This is a genomic window from Lactobacillus pasteurii DSM 23907 = CRBIP 24.76 (assembly GCF_000297025.1).
Classification (GTDB): domain Bacteria; phylum Bacillota; class Bacilli; order Lactobacillales; family Lactobacillaceae; genus Lactobacillus; species Lactobacillus pasteurii.
This window is the reverse complement of the sequence record NZ_CAKD01000021.1, coordinates 121,229-136,850: the sequence shown is the minus strand read 5'-3', so window position 1 is coordinate 136,850 and position 15,622 is coordinate 121,229. Positions and strand designations below refer to the sequence as shown.

At 37.2% G+C, this 15,622-nt stretch carries 18 protein-coding genes; 17 read left to right on the top strand and 1 reads right to left on the bottom strand.

Annotation, left to right across the window (positions count from 1 at the left end; all coding sequences use genetic code 11):
• Positions 1 to 15: 15 nt before the first annotated feature.
• Positions 16 to 867, top strand: a complete 852-nt coding sequence (gene mreC / locus BN53_RS05735) for a rod shape-determining protein MreC (protein WP_009559987.1) — start codon at positions 16 to 18, stop codon at positions 865 to 867.
• Positions 867 to 1,406 carry a rod shape-determining protein MreD gene (gene mreD / locus BN53_RS05730; RefSeq protein WP_009559986.1) on the top strand — a complete coding sequence of 180 codons (540 nt, stop codon included), beginning with the start codon at positions 867 to 869 and terminating at the stop codon, positions 1,404 to 1,406. Before mreC ends, mreD begins: the two co-directional genes overlap by 1 nt.
• Before the next feature lie 66 nt (positions 1,407 to 1,472).
• Here mreD and BN53_RS09435 read toward each other — a convergent pair whose 3' ends face one another.
• A complete protein-coding gene (locus BN53_RS09435; RefSeq protein ID WP_009559985.1) occupies positions 1,473 to 1,595 on the bottom strand; it encodes a DUF4044 domain-containing protein in 123 nt (40 codons plus the stop codon).
• Between the two features lie 91 nt (positions 1,596 to 1,686).
• On the opposite strand from BN53_RS09435, the gene BN53_RS05725 reads away from it, so the two are divergent.
• The 15 genes from BN53_RS05725 to BN53_RS05655 all read left to right on the top strand — a co-directional run bounded on the left by BN53_RS05725 (position 1,687) and on the right by BN53_RS05655 (position 15,592).
• Positions 1,687 to 2,016 (top strand): DUF3397 family protein, encoded by a 330-nt coding sequence (locus BN53_RS05725; RefSeq protein WP_009559984.1) that lies wholly within the window; start codon positions 1,687 to 1,689, stop codon positions 2,014 to 2,016.
• Between the two features lie 154 nt (positions 2,017 to 2,170).
• Entirely contained in the window at positions 2,171 to 2,602 is a 432-nt protein-coding gene (mraZ, locus tag BN53_RS05720) for a division/cell wall cluster transcriptional repressor MraZ (RefSeq protein WP_009559983.1), read from the top strand.
• A 3-nt stretch (positions 2,603 to 2,605) separates the two neighbouring features.
• The gene (gene rsmH / locus BN53_RS05715) at positions 2,606 to 3,553 is read left to right on the top strand and encodes a 16S rRNA (cytosine(1402)-N(4))-methyltransferase RsmH (protein ID WP_009559982.1); all 948 of its coding nucleotides are present in this window, start codon (positions 2,606 to 2,608) and stop codon (positions 3,551 to 3,553) included.
• Between the two features lie 12 nt (positions 3,554 to 3,565).
• Positions 3,566 to 3,928, top strand: a complete 363-nt coding sequence (ftsL, locus tag BN53_RS05710) for a cell division protein FtsL (protein ID WP_009559981.1) — start codon at positions 3,566 to 3,568, stop codon at positions 3,926 to 3,928.
• Positions 3,928 to 6,093, top strand: a complete 2,166-nt coding sequence (locus BN53_RS05705) for a penicillin-binding protein (RefSeq protein WP_009559980.1) — start codon at positions 3,928 to 3,930, stop codon at positions 6,091 to 6,093. The genes ftsL and BN53_RS05705 overlap by 1 nt, the downstream gene beginning before the upstream one ends.
• A 12-nt stretch (positions 6,094 to 6,105) precedes the next feature.
• The gene (gene mraY / locus BN53_RS05700; RefSeq protein WP_009559979.1) at positions 6,106 to 7,065 is read left to right on the top strand and encodes a phospho-N-acetylmuramoyl-pentapeptide-transferase; all 960 of its coding nucleotides are present in this window, start codon (positions 6,106 to 6,108) and stop codon (positions 7,063 to 7,065) included.
• A gap of 9 nt (positions 7,066 to 7,074) precedes the next feature.
• Positions 7,075 to 8,454: a UDP-N-acetylmuramoyl-L-alanine--D-glutamate ligase gene (gene murD / locus BN53_RS05695; protein WP_009559978.1), complete on the top strand. Its 1,380-nt coding sequence runs from the start codon at positions 7,075 to 7,077 to the stop codon at positions 8,452 to 8,454.
• A gap of 1 nt (position 8,455) precedes the next feature.
• Positions 8,456 to 9,562, top strand: coding sequence for an undecaprenyldiphospho-muramoylpentapeptide beta-N-acetylglucosaminyltransferase (murG, locus tag BN53_RS05690; protein WP_009559977.1), 1,107 nt, complete (start codon positions 8,456 to 8,458; stop codon positions 9,560 to 9,562).
• A 15-nt stretch (positions 9,563 to 9,577) separates the two neighbouring features.
• The gene (locus tag BN53_RS05685; protein ID WP_009559976.1) at positions 9,578 to 10,429 is read left to right on the top strand and encodes a cell division protein FtsQ/DivIB; all 852 of its coding nucleotides are present in this window, start codon (positions 9,578 to 9,580) and stop codon (positions 10,427 to 10,429) included.
• 62 nt (positions 10,430 to 10,491) lie between these two features.
• Positions 10,492 to 11,847, top strand: coding sequence for a cell division protein FtsA (gene ftsA, locus BN53_RS05680; protein WP_009559975.1), 1,356 nt, complete (start codon positions 10,492 to 10,494; stop codon positions 11,845 to 11,847).
• A gap of 15 nt (positions 11,848 to 11,862) precedes the next feature.
• The gene (gene ftsZ, locus BN53_RS05675) at positions 11,863 to 13,200 is read left to right on the top strand and encodes a cell division protein FtsZ (RefSeq protein ID WP_009559974.1); all 1,338 of its coding nucleotides are present in this window, start codon (positions 11,863 to 11,865) and stop codon (positions 13,198 to 13,200) included.
• Between the two features lie 15 nt (positions 13,201 to 13,215).
• Entirely contained in the window at positions 13,216 to 13,653 is a 438-nt protein-coding gene (locus BN53_RS05670; RefSeq protein ID WP_009559973.1) for a cell division protein SepF, read from the top strand.
• The gene (locus BN53_RS05665; RefSeq protein ID WP_009559972.1) at positions 13,653 to 13,958 is read left to right on the top strand and encodes a YggT family protein; all 306 of its coding nucleotides are present in this window, start codon (positions 13,653 to 13,655) and stop codon (positions 13,956 to 13,958) included. The genes BN53_RS05670 and BN53_RS05665 overlap by 1 nt, the downstream gene beginning before the upstream one ends.
• 39 nt (positions 13,959 to 13,997) lie before the next feature.
• The gene (locus BN53_RS05660; RefSeq protein WP_009559971.1) at positions 13,998 to 14,801 is read left to right on the top strand and encodes a YlmH family RNA-binding protein; all 804 of its coding nucleotides are present in this window, start codon (positions 13,998 to 14,000) and stop codon (positions 14,799 to 14,801) included.
• Positions 14,777 to 15,592: a DivIVA domain-containing protein gene (locus BN53_RS05655; protein ID WP_040537339.1), complete on the top strand. Its 816-nt coding sequence runs from the start codon at positions 14,777 to 14,779 to the stop codon at positions 15,590 to 15,592. The genes BN53_RS05660 and BN53_RS05655 overlap by 25 nt, the downstream gene beginning before the upstream one ends.
• Positions 15,593 to 15,622 lie beyond the last annotated feature (30 nt).

Below are 15,622 nucleotides of genomic sequence, written 5' to 3'. Positions count from 1 at the left end.
TAGGATCATTTGTGTATGAAAAAGTTTTTACAAAATAAAAAATTATTAACTACATTTGTGGTCGTTATTGTATTTTTTGCTGTTTTAGGTGGAAGCGTTAGTCTTAGAAATAAAAGAAATACTCCGCTCTTAATCCAAAGCTTCGGTAATGATGTAGTAGCATTAGGAGCTAGAATTATCAATGTACCAGTTGGATTGATCTCTGGTGGGTTAACCAACGTTAATGACATCTTGAATGCTCAAAATGAGAATGATTATTTAAAGAAGCAAGTTACTGATCTTGGACAAACTAAAGCTCAAAATCAAGCTCTTCGGGCAGAAAATAAGCAGCTGAAAGCAGCTATAAAAATAAAAAATACTTTAACTGATTACAATACAATTATTGCATCAGTGGTTTCTCGCTCAAATGATACCTGGTCAGATGTCTTAGTTATTGATAAGGGGTCTGCATCAGGCATTAAGAAAAATCAAGCTGTTATGAGTGATGGGGGAGTTATTGGTAGAGTTATCGAAGCCAATGCTGCTTCTGCTAAAGTTGAATTGCTAACGACTACAGACAAGTCAGCCAATCGATTTGCAGTCCAAGCAAAAGCTTCAAACGGTAAGGTGGTTCATGGAATCATTACTGTTAATTCAGATAGCAGCTTAGCTTTTTCACAAGTTAATGATAACTTGAAGCTAAAACCAGGCACAGCCGTATATACTAGTGGTATGGGTGGAAATTCTCCTAAAGGATTGCTAATTGGAACAGTTACCAAAACAATGAAGGATCAATTTGGTCTTTCAAACTTGATCAACATTAAGCCAGCCGGCGATTTGGACAATCCTTCAGTGGTATCTGTAATTGTTAGGAAGGTGGCAAATTAATGCGCTTCCTACGTAAATGGGTTTTGGCAATAGCCTTATTTCTTACTCTAGCTTTTGACGGCTCTTTGTCTTTTTACATGCATCAGGTGTTGACTTTTAAGAGTTACAGTACCGGGAGTTTTTTTCTTCCCATTGCTATCATGCTGATTGCACTTTTTGATGATGTAAATAGCAAGGAGATTTGGTTAGCCTTTTTTACAGGGCTTGTGGCTGATTGCTTTTTCTTAGGTATTCTGGGAGTAAATTTGGTATTTTTGCCGCTTGCCAGTTGGCTTTGCCAAAAAATAGCAAGATTTTGGCCAGAAACCTTTTGGGCTAGGTTAATTATCATAATAATTGGCTGTGTAGCCTTCCAAATTTGGAATTGGGGCATATTGAGAATAGTTGGTCTTGCAGTCGTGCCAATCAATCAGTTGGTTGGTAGCCTCGTTTTGACTGCAGTTTGGTCGATTCCATTCTTTTTTGTCAGTTATTGGATTTGGGGCAATTTGGCTCAAAGTTATCCATTTTTAATTGACCTGGATGCTTATCGACAATAATTATCCAGAAATATAAAAGAGGTGACAATCACGATAAATGATTGTCACCTCTTTTAAAATTACACTTTAAAGCATTCCTGCAACGCTCAAGGTTTGGAAAAGAACTCCTAGAAGAGTAATTAAAGCCATCAATAAAGCCATAAAAATGGTTATTTTTTGAAATGTTGATTTCTTCTTTCTACGTGCCATAACTTTTAACCTCCTACTCTGAAATATTTTATGCTTAAAAGGTACTTTTTTCAACGGCATAAGTGTAGAATCGTTTTATGGAGGAATTTTTATGTTGTCAATTTTTCTAATTCCAGCACTTGGTCTGCTGATATCTTTTCTGATCAATACATTTTTACCTAAAGCGCAGTTTTCTGGATTAGACCTATTGCCGCTATTTTTCATTCCAGCTTGTGGAATGATTACTAAATTACGCCATCAACCATCATTTTTGCCATATGGATTTTTGATGTTTTTTATTTTGGTTTTATGGGTAGCCTTAGAAACTGCCATCAAAAATAAGAATATTTCGCTTTGGAAAACACTTTATGAGCTATGGCGCTATCTTAGTGTTTCATCAATTTTATGGTATATAGGTTTGGTCTTTTTCGTTCTGATGTAATAATTTGTGAAGCAATTCTCTACCTTATTGGTAGGGAATTTTTTGTTTAAGCAAAATTAATTAATAAATCGATAAATTATCAAGTTTTTTAACTGTTATGGGTGGTAGGAAGTGGGGAATTGTGGTAAATTATTCATTGGAAGGGGGCTAGACCATGTTCATGGGTGAATATCGTCACAACTTGGACAGTAAAGGTCGGTTGATTATACCAGCTAAAATACGAAATCAAGTTGGTGACAAAATGGTATTCACTAGAGGAATGGAAGGCTGCATTTTTGGTTACTCACTTGATGAGTGGCACAAAATTGAAGCTAAATTAGCGAAACTTCCGTTGACTAAGAGAAATGTGCGCGCTTTTATGCGCCTATTTTACTCTGGTGCGATGGAATGCGAGTTCGACAAGCAAGGACGTGTTAATCTGACCACGACATTAAAAGAACATGCCGAGCTTACTAAAGAATGTGTCATTATTGGTGTTTCAAACCGAATCGAAATTTGGTCCTTGAAGCATTGGACTGAATTTGCTGATCAAGCAAATGAAGATTATGATGACATCGCAGAAAATTTGGATGAAATTGAACTGTAAATTATGGAATTCAAACACACCAGTGTTCTCTTACACGAAACTATTGATAATTTGAAACCAAAAAATGATGGTCTTTATGTCGATGCAACTTTTGGTGGTGGAGGACATGCAAGGTATTTACTTAGCAAAATTGATAGAGGCACTTTGATTGGTTTTGATCAGGATGAGTATGCAATAAAGGCAGCCAAGTTAAACTTCGCTGATTTATTGAACGAAGAAAGCACACCGAGATTACAGCTTGTTCATGATAACTTCAGTCATTTGAAGGACAACCTGGTAGAGCTGGGGTACACAGATGGCATTGATGGTATTTATTATGACTTAGGTGTGTCTTCTCCGCAATTTGATCAAGCAGATCGCGGATTCTCATATCGTTATGATGCAAGACTAGATATGAGGATGGATCAAAGTCAAGAAGTTGACGCCTATCAGTTAGTCAATACACTAGACCAAAAAGAGCTCGCCAAAATTCTATTTAGATTTGGCGATGAAAAGTTTTCGCGGCAAATTGCGCGTAAGATTGTAGAACGCAGACAAAATGCCCCAATTGAGACGACTTTTGAATTAGTCGAGATCATTAAAGAAGCTATTCCTGCGTATGCAAGACGAACAGGCGGACACCCAGCTAAAAAAACTTTTCAAGCTTTGAGAGTGGCTGTAAACCATGAATTAGATGTTTTACAGACTTCACTTGAAGAAGCAATAGAACTTTTAAAGCCGGGTGGACGTATCAGTGTAATTACTTTTCAATCGGATGAAGATAAAATCGTTAAAAAGATTTTTAAGAAGTATTCTGAGGTTGAAGTGCCAAGAGGTATGCCGGTAATCCCTGAAAACTTAAAACCAACCTTAAAGTTGGTTAACCGCAAACCGATCACGGCAACAACTGAGGAACTAGGGGACAACAACCGCTCACACAGTGCAAAACTAAGGGTTGCAGAGAAGATATGATGAGGAAGTACTATGACTGATAGTTCTGCTAGAAATTATGAAGTTGAATCCGATCGAGAAGTCGAGTTCACGCTAGAAAGGCAACGAGCTTATAATCCTAGAAACGTTAGATGGACCGTATTCGAAAGATTGCTAGTTATCCTAGGAAGCGTCATTGCAATTGCTATGATGACATTTCTTGTTTCTTCAAGTATTACTGCAACTTCAGCTCAACAAGAATTGAGCAGTATACAGCAGTCAATTACTAAGAATGAGAATACGGTAACTGGTTTAAGACAAGATATTGGCGAGTTAACTTCAACAACGAGATTAAATAAGATCGCTCGTAAGAAGGGTCTAACGTTAATAGAAAAAAACATTAGGACAATTCACTAATGAATAAGAAAAAAAGTAATTTAAAGCTACAGAAATCCAAAGCCCACGACTACCGCTTTACGGTGGGGAGAATCCTCCAATTAGCCGTGGCTTTGGTTTTTCTTGTATTTATGGGTAGATTTTTATATTTAGGTATTTCCAAGACAATTAATGGTGAGAATCTTACACAGAGAACATCGCAATTGTACCGTAGAAATACAGTCATTAAGGCAAGCCGAGGCACAATATATGACAGAAATGGTTTGGCGATTGCAGAAGACTCACATTTGTACACGATTTATGCAATTTTGGACAAGTCTTCAATCGATTATAAGAACAGACCAGAATATGTTGTGAATAAAGAACTAACTGCTGAAAAGTTAGCAACTGTTTTGCCACTTTCCAAGGATCAAATTTTGAAATACTTGAATCCTACTAGAAAGGCATTTCAAGTTCAATTTGGTTCAGGTGGTAGTGGTTTAACCAAGGCACAAAAAAATAAAATTGAAAAAATGAAACTTCCAGGAATCAATTTTATTGAAACGCCTTCAAGACTATATCCAAATGGTAATTTTGCGTCCCACATTGTTGGTTTGGCACAGCCCGAATATAATTCTAAAACTGGCTCAAATGTTTTAGTTGGTACGATGGGATTAGAAGCCTGGTTTAATAAGACTCTCTCAGGCAAAGATGGATATACTATATCTTCTGTCGATGCCTCAGAAAATCAAATAGCTTCTAAGAATCGCGTTTATAAGGCAGCTAAAAATGGGAACAATTTATATTTGACGATTGATTCTCAATTACAGAGTTTTCTTGAAACAAGACTTTCCATGGTTCAAGAAAAGTATAATCCTGTAAGCATGACAGCCGTAGTCGAAGATATGAAGACAGGAAAGATCTTAGCTGCTTCGCAGCGCCCAACCTTCAATCCACAAACCAAGAAGGGTTTGACTAGTTCATATCGTGATATCTTAGTTCAAGATACTTATGAGCCGGGATCAGTTTTCAAGATTTTGACCATGGCAGCGGTAGTCAATAGTGGCAATTACCATCCTAATAATTACTACAGTTCAGGTTCTGTATCTGTTGGAGGAGCTACAATCTATGACTGGCAAAAGTCAGGTTGGGGTTCTATTCCGTATTGGCAAGCTTTTGCTAGGTCAAGTAATACCGGTTTTGTTCATATGGAACAACAAATGGGCGCCAAGACTTGGAAGAAGTATTTGAACCGTTTCAGAATAGGCAAAAAGACTGGAGTTACCTTGCCAGGTGAACAGGCTGGTATTTTATCATTTGGTACAGTTACTGACCAGGCTGTAACGAGTTTTGGTCAGGGTGTCAATGTCAATGTAATGCAGATGATGCAGGCTTTTTCAAGTCTGGGTAACAATGGTCAGATGGTTAAGCCACAACTAGTTGAAAAAATCACTGATAGTGATGATAAGGTGATTCAAGGCTATCAAACCAAGAAAGTTGGTTCTCCAATATATTCTGCTAAAACACGGAAAATTATCGTAGATAATATGAAGCGAGTATTGAGCAAGAATATTGGTACTGGTGCAGCTTATAACATAAGTGGCCAGAGCATTGGTGTTAAGACTGGTACAGCACAAATTGCCAACCCTAAAGGCGGAGGATATTTGACAGGAGACAATAATTACATTTTCTCTGTGGTTGGAATCACGCCAAGATCAAATCCTCGCTACTGTATTTACATTACGATGAAACAGCCTAGAAGAATGTCGGATTCAGCTGAAACAATCCTTAGTTCGATCTTTAAGCCCTTGATGAACCGGGTAATCATTATGTCTAAGAATGATACTTCTCCTGCAATGGCAGTTAAGGTTCCAAACTTAAAGGAGATGACCATCGAAACAGCAAGTTCAGAGTTAAAAGGATTAGGATTGAACTTGGTTAAGTTGGGATCTGGCAATAAGGTAATTGCTCAAGGGGTAAAGAAATATCAAAAGGTAAGCAATGGATCTAAGGTGTTTGTTTTAACTTCGGGCAAAATCAGTATGCCGAATATGGAGAATTGGAGCTTGACTGATGTTAAGCAATTCTCTAGCTTGACCGGTATAAAGATTTCGACAAGCGGAAGTGGCAAAGTGATTAAACAAAGTATTAAGCCAGGGAAGACAATCAAGTCGAATGCAAAATTGAAAGTTGAATTAAAGGAATAGGATGAGAGTTTTATGGATATTAGCATAGTTTCATTAGTAAGTTCGCTAGTTATAACAGCCATTTTCTTGCCTTGGATGATCATTTATATGAGATCACACAAAGAAGGACAAGAAATTAGAGATGAAGGACCAAAGTGGCACCAATCTAAATCTGGTACGCCTACGATGGGTGGAACGGTTTTCGTTTTGGCTGCAGTTATTTCAACCATTTGGGTATCAATTTGGCAAGATAAGCTTACTAATATCAGCTGGATACTAGTAATTGCGCTTTTAGGTTACGGAATCATCGGATTTCTTGATGATGGTATCAAGTTATACTTTAAACGTAATTTAGGCTTACGTGCTTGGCAAAAGTTGTTATTGCAAATTTTGATTGCAATCGTTTTAGTTGTAATTGCAATGCAAGACAAATTTACCTTTGGTTTATACCTACCATTCTTTGGGGTGGTTAACAGCCTACTTTTATTTGTGTTATTTGAAATTTTCTGGTTGGTTGGTTTTTCTAATGCTGTAAACTTATCAGATGGATTAGATGGTTTAGCTACAGGATTGTCAATTGTTGCATATGGTACGTATGCCTACATTGCATTTAAGCAACACAATGAAGCTATTTTGATTTTCTGTATGAGTGTGATCGGTGGTTTGATTGCTTTCTTCATTTTCAACCATAAACCAGCTAAAATCTTTATGGGTGATGCTGGCTCACTTGCTTTAGGTGGGGGCTTAGCAGCAGTAAGTTTGTTCCTAAACCGCCCATGGTCATTATTGTTAATTGGAATTGTTTTTGTTTGTGAAACTGCCAGTGTTATTTTGCAAGTTATTTCATTCAAAACAACTGGTAAGAGAATTTTCAAGATGACGCCAATACACCACCATTTTGAAATGATGCATTGGTCTGAATGGAAAGTTGATATTGTATTCTGGTTAGTAGGACTAATTGGTAGTATTTTGTATTTGTCAATTTGGGGTTAATAGATAAAAATGAAGGAAAATAGTAAGTTTAGTAATAAAAAAGTCCTAATTTTAGGATTAGGAAAGAGTGGTTTTGCTGTCAGCAAGCTACTTTTGAAATTTGGAGCAGATATTACGCTAAATGACAGCGCAGATTTGTCTAAAAACGAGCATGCCAAAGAGCTTGAAGGCTTGGGAGTTCGCGTAATTGGCGGATATCATCCAATCGAATTAATGGAAAAAGAACATTTCGACTACTTTATCAAGAATCCGGGAATTCCTTATGAAAACCCAATGGTGCAGAAGGCAGAAGAATTGCAAGTTCCAATTATTACTGAACCAGAAGTTGCTTTAAGCGTAAGTGAGGCACCATATGTTTGCGTGACTGGATCAAACGGTAAGACTACTACCGTTATGTTGACCCAGCAAATTCTTGACCATCATTTGCAAAAATCAGGTCATCATGCATATGCTGTAGGAAATATTGGGGTTCCAATTTCTGAAGTTGTTATGAAAGCTACTAAGGACGATTTATTGGTAGTAGAAATTTCAAGCTTCCAGCTCATGGGTGTAACAGACCTTAATCCAAGGGTAGCGGCTATCGTGGATATTTATCACAATGTTCACCTTGACTACCACAAGACTTTTGATAACTATGTTGAAGCTAAATTGAATGTCACAAGATTCCAAACTGCTGACAATTACTTTGTTGCTAACTTCGACCAAAAAGATATCTTGAAGCGTGAACAAGAAATCAGCAAGGCAAAGATGATAACTTTCTCTGAATCTGATTCTCAAGCAGACTACTACATTGGAAAAGATGCTCTTGAAAGTCATGGCGAAAAGATTATTGCTGATGATGATATCAAATTGCCAGGTATTCATAACCGTCAAAATTGCTTAGTTGCAATTGCTATTTCAAAAATTATGGGTGCTGATAACGATGACATTAAGGCAGTTCTTACTACTTTTGGTGGTGCTAAGCATCGTTTACAATATGTAATGACATTAGACGATCGAAAGATTTATAATGATTCTAAGTCGACTAATATTGAAGCTGCTAGCGTTGCAATACCAGCTTTCAAGCAACCAGAAGTTTGGATTGCTGGTGGATTAGATCGCGGCTTTGTTTTTGATGAATTGGTTCCTCTAATCAAAAAGCACGTCAAATCAGTAGTATTGTACGGAGAAACCAAGTATTTGCTAGCAGATGCTGCTAGAAAAGCTCGCATTAAGGATATTGTAATTGTAAATACCTTGCAAGAAGCAGTACCAAGAGCTTACGAATTGTCAGAAGCTGGCGATGTAATTCTATTTTCACCAGCATGTGCTTCATGGGATCAATTTAGAACATTTGAAGATCGTGGCGACTATTTTATAAACTTTGTAAAGGAATTGAAGACTAAGTAAGATGAGAGTTATTTTTACTGGTGGTGGAACTGGCGGCCACATATATCCAATTATGGCAATTATTGAACGTTTGAAACAAAGCGGAATTTCTACTAATGACGAAATTCTCTTCGTTGGAACTGATAAGGGCTTAGAGTCAAAGATCGTTCCTGCAGCTGGCGTTAACTTTAAGACTATTAAAATCCAAGGCTTTGATCGCAAGCGTCCTTTAAAGAACTTTGAAACTATTGATTTGTTTTTGAAGGCAACTAAGCGTGCTAAAGAAATCATTCGTGACTTTAAGCCTGATGTAGTTCTAGGAACTGGTGGCTACGTTTCAGGTGCTGTTGTATATGAAGCAGCTAAATTGAAGATCCCTACATTGATCCATGAATCAAATTCTGTTGTAGGTTTGGCTAACAAGTTCTTGGGTCACTACGTTGATAAGATTTGTTACAGTTTTGACGATGCTACCAAGCAATTTTCAAACAAGAAGAAGTTGGTTAAGACAGGAAATCCTAGATCACAACAAGTTTTATCTGAAAATAATGACAAGATTGATCTTCAGGAATCTTTAGGCTTGAATTCTGATATGCCAACGGTCTTAGTTTTTGGTGGATCGCGTGGAGCATTAGCAATCAATCGTATTATGCTCAAGTCCTTGACGGAATTTAAGAAAAAGCCATATCAGCTTATTTGGGTGACAGGTACTTACTACTACGATTCAATTCAAAAGAAGTTGGATGGCTTTGACTTAGGACCATATATCAAGGTTTTACCATACATCAAGAATATGCCAGCTTTGCTTCCTCAAATGACTTGTGTGGTTTCAAGATCTGGAGCAACAAGTATTGCAGAGTTTACGGCTTTGGGTGTTCCAGCAATACTGATTCCTAGTCCTAACGTAACTCATAATCACCAGATGAAGAATGCACAAGATTTAGAAAAAGCTGGTGCTGCATTGGTAATACCTGAAGATGATTTAAACGTAAATAATTTTGTTTCATCCATCGATCACATCTTGCTCGATGAAAAATATGCGCAAGAGATGTCAGAACATTCCAAGAAATTAGGAGTACCTGACGCTGCTGATCAAGTAATTAAAGTAATGCAAGAAATTTCCCATTAAAGGTAGGTGAGGTAGTTGGCCAAGAAAAATGTGACGAAAATTGATCCGCGCAAGGAATTGTCACCATATTTGAATCATGTCTCAAATCAAAAGAAAAAGAAGAAAAACACCAAGGTTTCTACCTCACTTTCAAAGTTGCACCTGCAGAGGCGAAAATCACTATCCAAAAATTTAGGTATAATTTTGGGCTTTTCGATCATTGCAATACTTTGCTTTGGTTATTATATTTCGCCTTTAGCCAATATAAATAGTGTACAAGTGACAGGAGCTCCTGATCTTTCAGCTAAAGAAGTTGTTGAATCATCAGGAATGGAAGTTCGCGATAAGGTTTTTGATTATCTCTTCAAAAACAAAAAATTGACTAACAATTTAACGGCAAAATATCCCGAGGTAAAAAGTGCTGCGGTTTCTGTTAAGGGATTGAATAATTTAGTCATACAGATTCATGAATATGAAACAATAGGCTATATTAAGGACGGAACCAAGTACCGTAAAATTTTATCGAATGGAAAAATAGGCAGTCAGGCGTTGTTATGGGATAATATAAATCAGGATAAGCCGATTTTTATTGGCTATAATCAACGTGTTTCGCTAAAGAGCGATTTAAAGCTGTTCAATTCTCTAGATGCTGAGTTTAGAGATCAGGTTAAGTTGTTAAGTGGAAGCACTAGAAGAAAAACTCAAATTATTTTGGTTATGAAGGATGGTAACGTAGTAATTGGAAATGTTGCTACTTTAAAGAACAAAATAAAATACTATAATGCTATTAAGGCCAAGGCAGGAAAGAATGCCCTAATTGATTTAGAAATCGGGGCGTTTAGCAGACCATTATCTACTAGTGAGAAAAAGGCTTATGGCATATCATAGCTGTAAAATATAGACTTTTATGCTAAAATTTTCTTGGGGCAGTTATTAATGGGGGCTTAATTTTGGATAATTCAAAACTATTGGTGGGTATTGATATTGGAACCACCACTATAAAAGCAGTAGTAGCCGATTCAGGCAAAGTTATAGGCGCTGTGACAACAACAAATACTGGAATGCGTCATGGTGAAATAGTCGATATTGATCAAACTGCAGCAGCAATTAGCAATGCTTTGCGCGAAGTTGCAGAAAAGACAAATACCAGTATTTATAATGTGATTATAGGTATTCCTGTAGGAATGCTTCAGATGGAAAGCGCTGCTGGCATTACTAATGTTGGCGATAAAGGCCAAGAAGTTGGCGATGAAGACGTTGTTAGAGTTTTACAATCTGCAATTAAATCAGCAGTCAAGGATGGTAGAGATCCTATCTCATTCTTGCCAAATAGATTTATGATTGATGGTAAAACTGATGTAGACGATCCTAGAAAGATGATCGCGCATTCTTTAGCTGTACGTGGAGTGCTTTTGACCGCACCTTCTGGTCCACTTCACAACATCAGAAAAGCAGTAGAACGTGCTGGCTATAAGAATAGTTTCTTTGTACCAACTCCTTTAGCTATTGCAAGTGTTGCTTTAGACGAAGGAGAAAGAACTTTCGGTTCAATTATACTAGATTTGGGTGGAGGTACCACTACCGCCACAGTTATTCACGAAGGACAGATCAAGTATGCCAAGATTGATCTTGAAGGTGGTAGCGATATTACTAATGATATTTCGATAGTATTAAGTACGTCTAAAAAGGATGCTGAACAAATCAAATTGGATTATGGCTATGCCGATCCTGAGTTAGCTTCAGATAAGGATCAGTTTGCTGTTAACAGCGTCGGTTCCAATGGTCAAAAGATGGTCACAGAAAAATACTTGAGCGAAATTATTAACGCAAGAGTTATGCAGATGACCACGAGAATAGGTAAAGGATTAGCCAAGACTAATGCGCTAAAATTGCCAGGTGGAATAGTAATTACTGGTGGAACAAGTCTGTTGCAAGGTATTGATACAATTGTCGAAAATACTTTGTCAACTAAGACAAGAATTTATCAACCTTCACAAATGGGAATGCGAAATCCAATTTATGCAGCAGCATATGGCATTGTGATTTATGCTACGAGATTGTCAGAAATTGACAATTTGGTCAATTCTGCTATTTATGGAACGACTATTCTAAAGAAAGAAACTCCTGCACCACATGTGCAAAGAGAAAAAATTCCTAAAAGAACAGTCTCTGATAGTGAAACTGAAAGCAAAGTAGCTTATAATAATAAAGAAAAAGGAAGATCAGCTTCTTCACAAAAACAAGCGAAAGATTCAAAAATGAGAACTGGAAGCGTAAAAAGCTTTTTCAAGAAGTTCTTTGATTAAAGGTGGTTAATTTAGATGGATTTTACATTCGATTCAGATGACAACAAGAACGCTGTCATTAAGGTAATCGGTGTTGGTGGTGCCGGTGGTAATGCCGTTAACAGAATGATTGACGATGGCGTACAAGGTGTTTCCTTTATTGCAGCTAACACTGATGTCCAAGCATTAAATAGTAATAAAGCAGAAGAAAAGATTCAATTAGGACCTAAGCTTACTAGAGGTTTAGGTGCTGGTTCTCATCCAGAAGTTGGGCAAAAAGCTGCTGAAGAAAGTGAACAAACAATTGAAGATGCACTTAAAGGTGCAGATATGATTTTCATAACTGCCGGAATGGGTGGTGGAACTGGAACTGGTGCAGCTCCAGTTGTTGCAAAAATTGCTCGTGAAACAGGTGCTTTAACTGTTGGTGTTGTTACTCGTCCGTTTACTTTTGAAGGACCTAAGCGTGCTAGAAACGCTGCAGAAGGTATTACTCAATTAAAGCAATACGTTGATACTTTAGTTATCATCGCTAACAACCGCTTGCTAGAAATGGTTGATAAGAAGACCCCAATGATGGATGCCTTCAAGGAAGCAGACAACGTTCTTAAGCAAGGTGTTCAAGGTATTTCAGACTTGATTACTTCAACTGACTACGTGAACCTTGACTTTGCCGATGTTAAGACAGTTATGGAGAACCAAGGTGCTGCTTTGATGGGAATTGGTCGTGCTAGTGGCGAAAACAGAACAGTTGAAGCTACTAAGTTGGCTATTTCATCTCCATTGCTTGAAGTATCAATTGATGGTGCAAAGCAAGTTCTATTGAATATTACTGGTGGACCAGATTTGACTTTGTTTGAAGCTCAAGATGCTTCAGAAATCGTATCTAAGGCAGCTGGCGACGATGTTAACATTATCTTCGGTACGTCAATTAATCCAAACTTAGGTGATGAAGTTGTTGTTACAGTAATTGCAACTGGAATTGACTCAGAAGTTGAAGAAAGAGCATCAAAGCAAATGCCAGGTCGTGGTCATCAAGTTTCTGGTAGAGAAGCTAAACCACAAGCTGAAGTTGCTGAACAAAAAGCAGCTCCAGTGCAACCACAGCCAGAAGTTCAACCTAAGCCGCAACTAAACCAGGCTAAGCCACACAGTTCTTTGGCAATTGATGACCCTAATGATATTTGGGGATTGAATGAAAGTCCAGCTTCAACTGGAACTCGTCGTGCTCATGCAGTTCAAGAACAAGATGATTTTGATGCATTTAACAATGTAGATCAAGCAAATAGTATCCCACAAATTGAAACAAGTGCTTCAGATGATGATGACGACAACAGTAGCATTCCATTTTTTAAGCACCGTGGTGAAAATTAGTTAGGAGCATAAATAATGGCTTTTGATTTTGGAAAGTTCCTTGGTATTTCGGATGATGATGAGTTATACGATGAAGAAGAGTATGCTCAACCACAAGAAAATACTGAGAGTTCTCAAGCACCGTTGAATTCAATTAATCGCAACAACGTGGTGTCAATAAAGGCGGGAATCGATTCCGCAAAGAGTCAAATTGTCCTTTATGAGCCTCGTGTTTATTCTGATGCAAAAGATGTTGCACAAAACTTATTGAAAAATAAAGCAGTTGTGATTAATTTTAGTCGGATGGAAGACAGCTCGGCTAGAAGAATCGTTGATTTTATTACAGGTACTGTTTATGCTTTGAATGGGGAAATTCAAAGGATTGGCGATAAGATTTTCTTGGCTACTCCACCAAAGTTTCAAACAGATGGCAAAATTAGCGATTTAGTTGATAAGAAAGATAACCTAAATTAATGGGAATGATGGTAGTTTATTACATCATTATGGCTCTACAATACATCCTTTGGTTTTATTCCATCTGTATTGTAATTGATGCCATTATGAGTTGGATGCCGTTTTTGGCGAATTCAACAGTGGGTAAGTTGCTAGATAGAATCGTTGATCCTTATCTAAATCTTTTTAGAATAGGCCCAATTAAGCAATTGGCTTATTCGATTGGAATAGATCTATCATCGGTGCTAGCACTGCTTGTACTTTATTTCATTCAAACCAAGGCAATATTTTGGTTGTACAATATTTTACTTAAATTATTTGGATAAAAAGCGAGGATTTGCCTCGCTTTTATTTTTGAAACTACTATGAATGTGAAAGCAAAGAAAAACAAAGAATGGTTTTATTCCAGATACGGAAAAAGCAGCGATATTGATGAAATCATCGATATTTATAACCGTCTAATGTATTCTGATGACGAAATTTTAACTAGTTTTTTGGATCCTGCTCAAAGATATATTCTAAATGAGGTAATAGGGCAAGCAAGCCTAATTCAAAGCTATGGTGGTTACAAAGATTCTGAACGCCGGCGTGTATACTTATCGTCGAATTGGAATGGTATTTTGCCCGATGATTTTGAAATTGTTCCACTTGAGATAGAATATCCAAGCAAATTTATATCTTTAAGGCACAGCGATATTCTCGGAACTCTAGCCAATTCTGGAGTTAGTTTAAATACTTTTGGCGATATAATTGGCGACGGTATGGGACGCTGGCAATTTTTTGTCAAAAAAGACTTAGCTGTATTTTTCACAGACCAAATTTCTCGAATCGGAAAAAATAAAGTTAGAATCAAACAAATTAGTCCAAAAGAGGTCCTTGTTCCAGAAGATAATTCAATTGAAGTTACAGCGATTGTTTCTTCGATGCGACTTGACGCAATTTTGTCGTCGCTTAGCAAACAAAGTCGCGTGCAGATTAAGCAGTTAATCGAAGGTGGACAGGCAAAATTAAATTGGCTTGAGACAAAAAATTCTAATATAATAGTTAAGGTGAATGATATTATTAGTTTGCGTCATCTTGGACGTGCTCAAGTTTTAGATGTTCAAGCAACTAAAAAAGGTAAATTAAAGGTGGTGCTAAAGTTTTGGCAAGCAAAAAGAAACAAATAACTCCAATGGATATTCATAATAAAGAGTTTACCCGTCGAGGTCGCAATGGCTATGATAGATATGAAGTAGATTCTTTTTTGGATGATATTGTTGATAGCTATGGTGATACTTTAGATGAAATGATCGATCTGAAGAACCAGATCGTAGCTCAAGACGAAAAGATTGAAAAGCTTCAAAGTCAAGTCGATGACTATAACAAGAAGAAAATGGAAGTTAACGATGTTTTGGTTTCTGCAAGACAATCTGCTAACGAATTGAAATTGGCAGCAGAAAAAGAAGCAGCTCAAATTATTGAGGATGCTAAGAAACAAGCAGAAACTGATACCAACTTCCAAAAGCAACAACAAGAAACTATTTCAGCTGATTATAAGCGAATTAAGGAAGAAGTTGCTGTTTTCAGAAAGCATATTCAGGATTTGTTAGAGAAGCAAATCAATGATTTGTCAGATGAAAATTGGCAACATACTTTGGATGAGTTTTATCATACTGAAAGATTTTATCCAGGAGATGGCTCTGAACCATTGTCTTATGCTCAAAGTCAAGAGGAAGAATTTGCTCGTGAATCCGCTTTAGACGATGAAATTGATGATGATGAGCCGGATATTATTGACAACGAGGACTTAGATGGCTTAAACTCTACTCAAGAACCTGATGATCTGGATAGCTCATCTACCATTTTGTCTGGTGACAGTCCGAGTCAAGAAACAGTTGATCGCAGTAATCCTGAAATCAATTTCAGTGATAATGCACCTACAATTGTTTTTCCGGATAATTATAAAGATCATAATTAATAATAGACCGACAGTAAAACTTTATGGCAT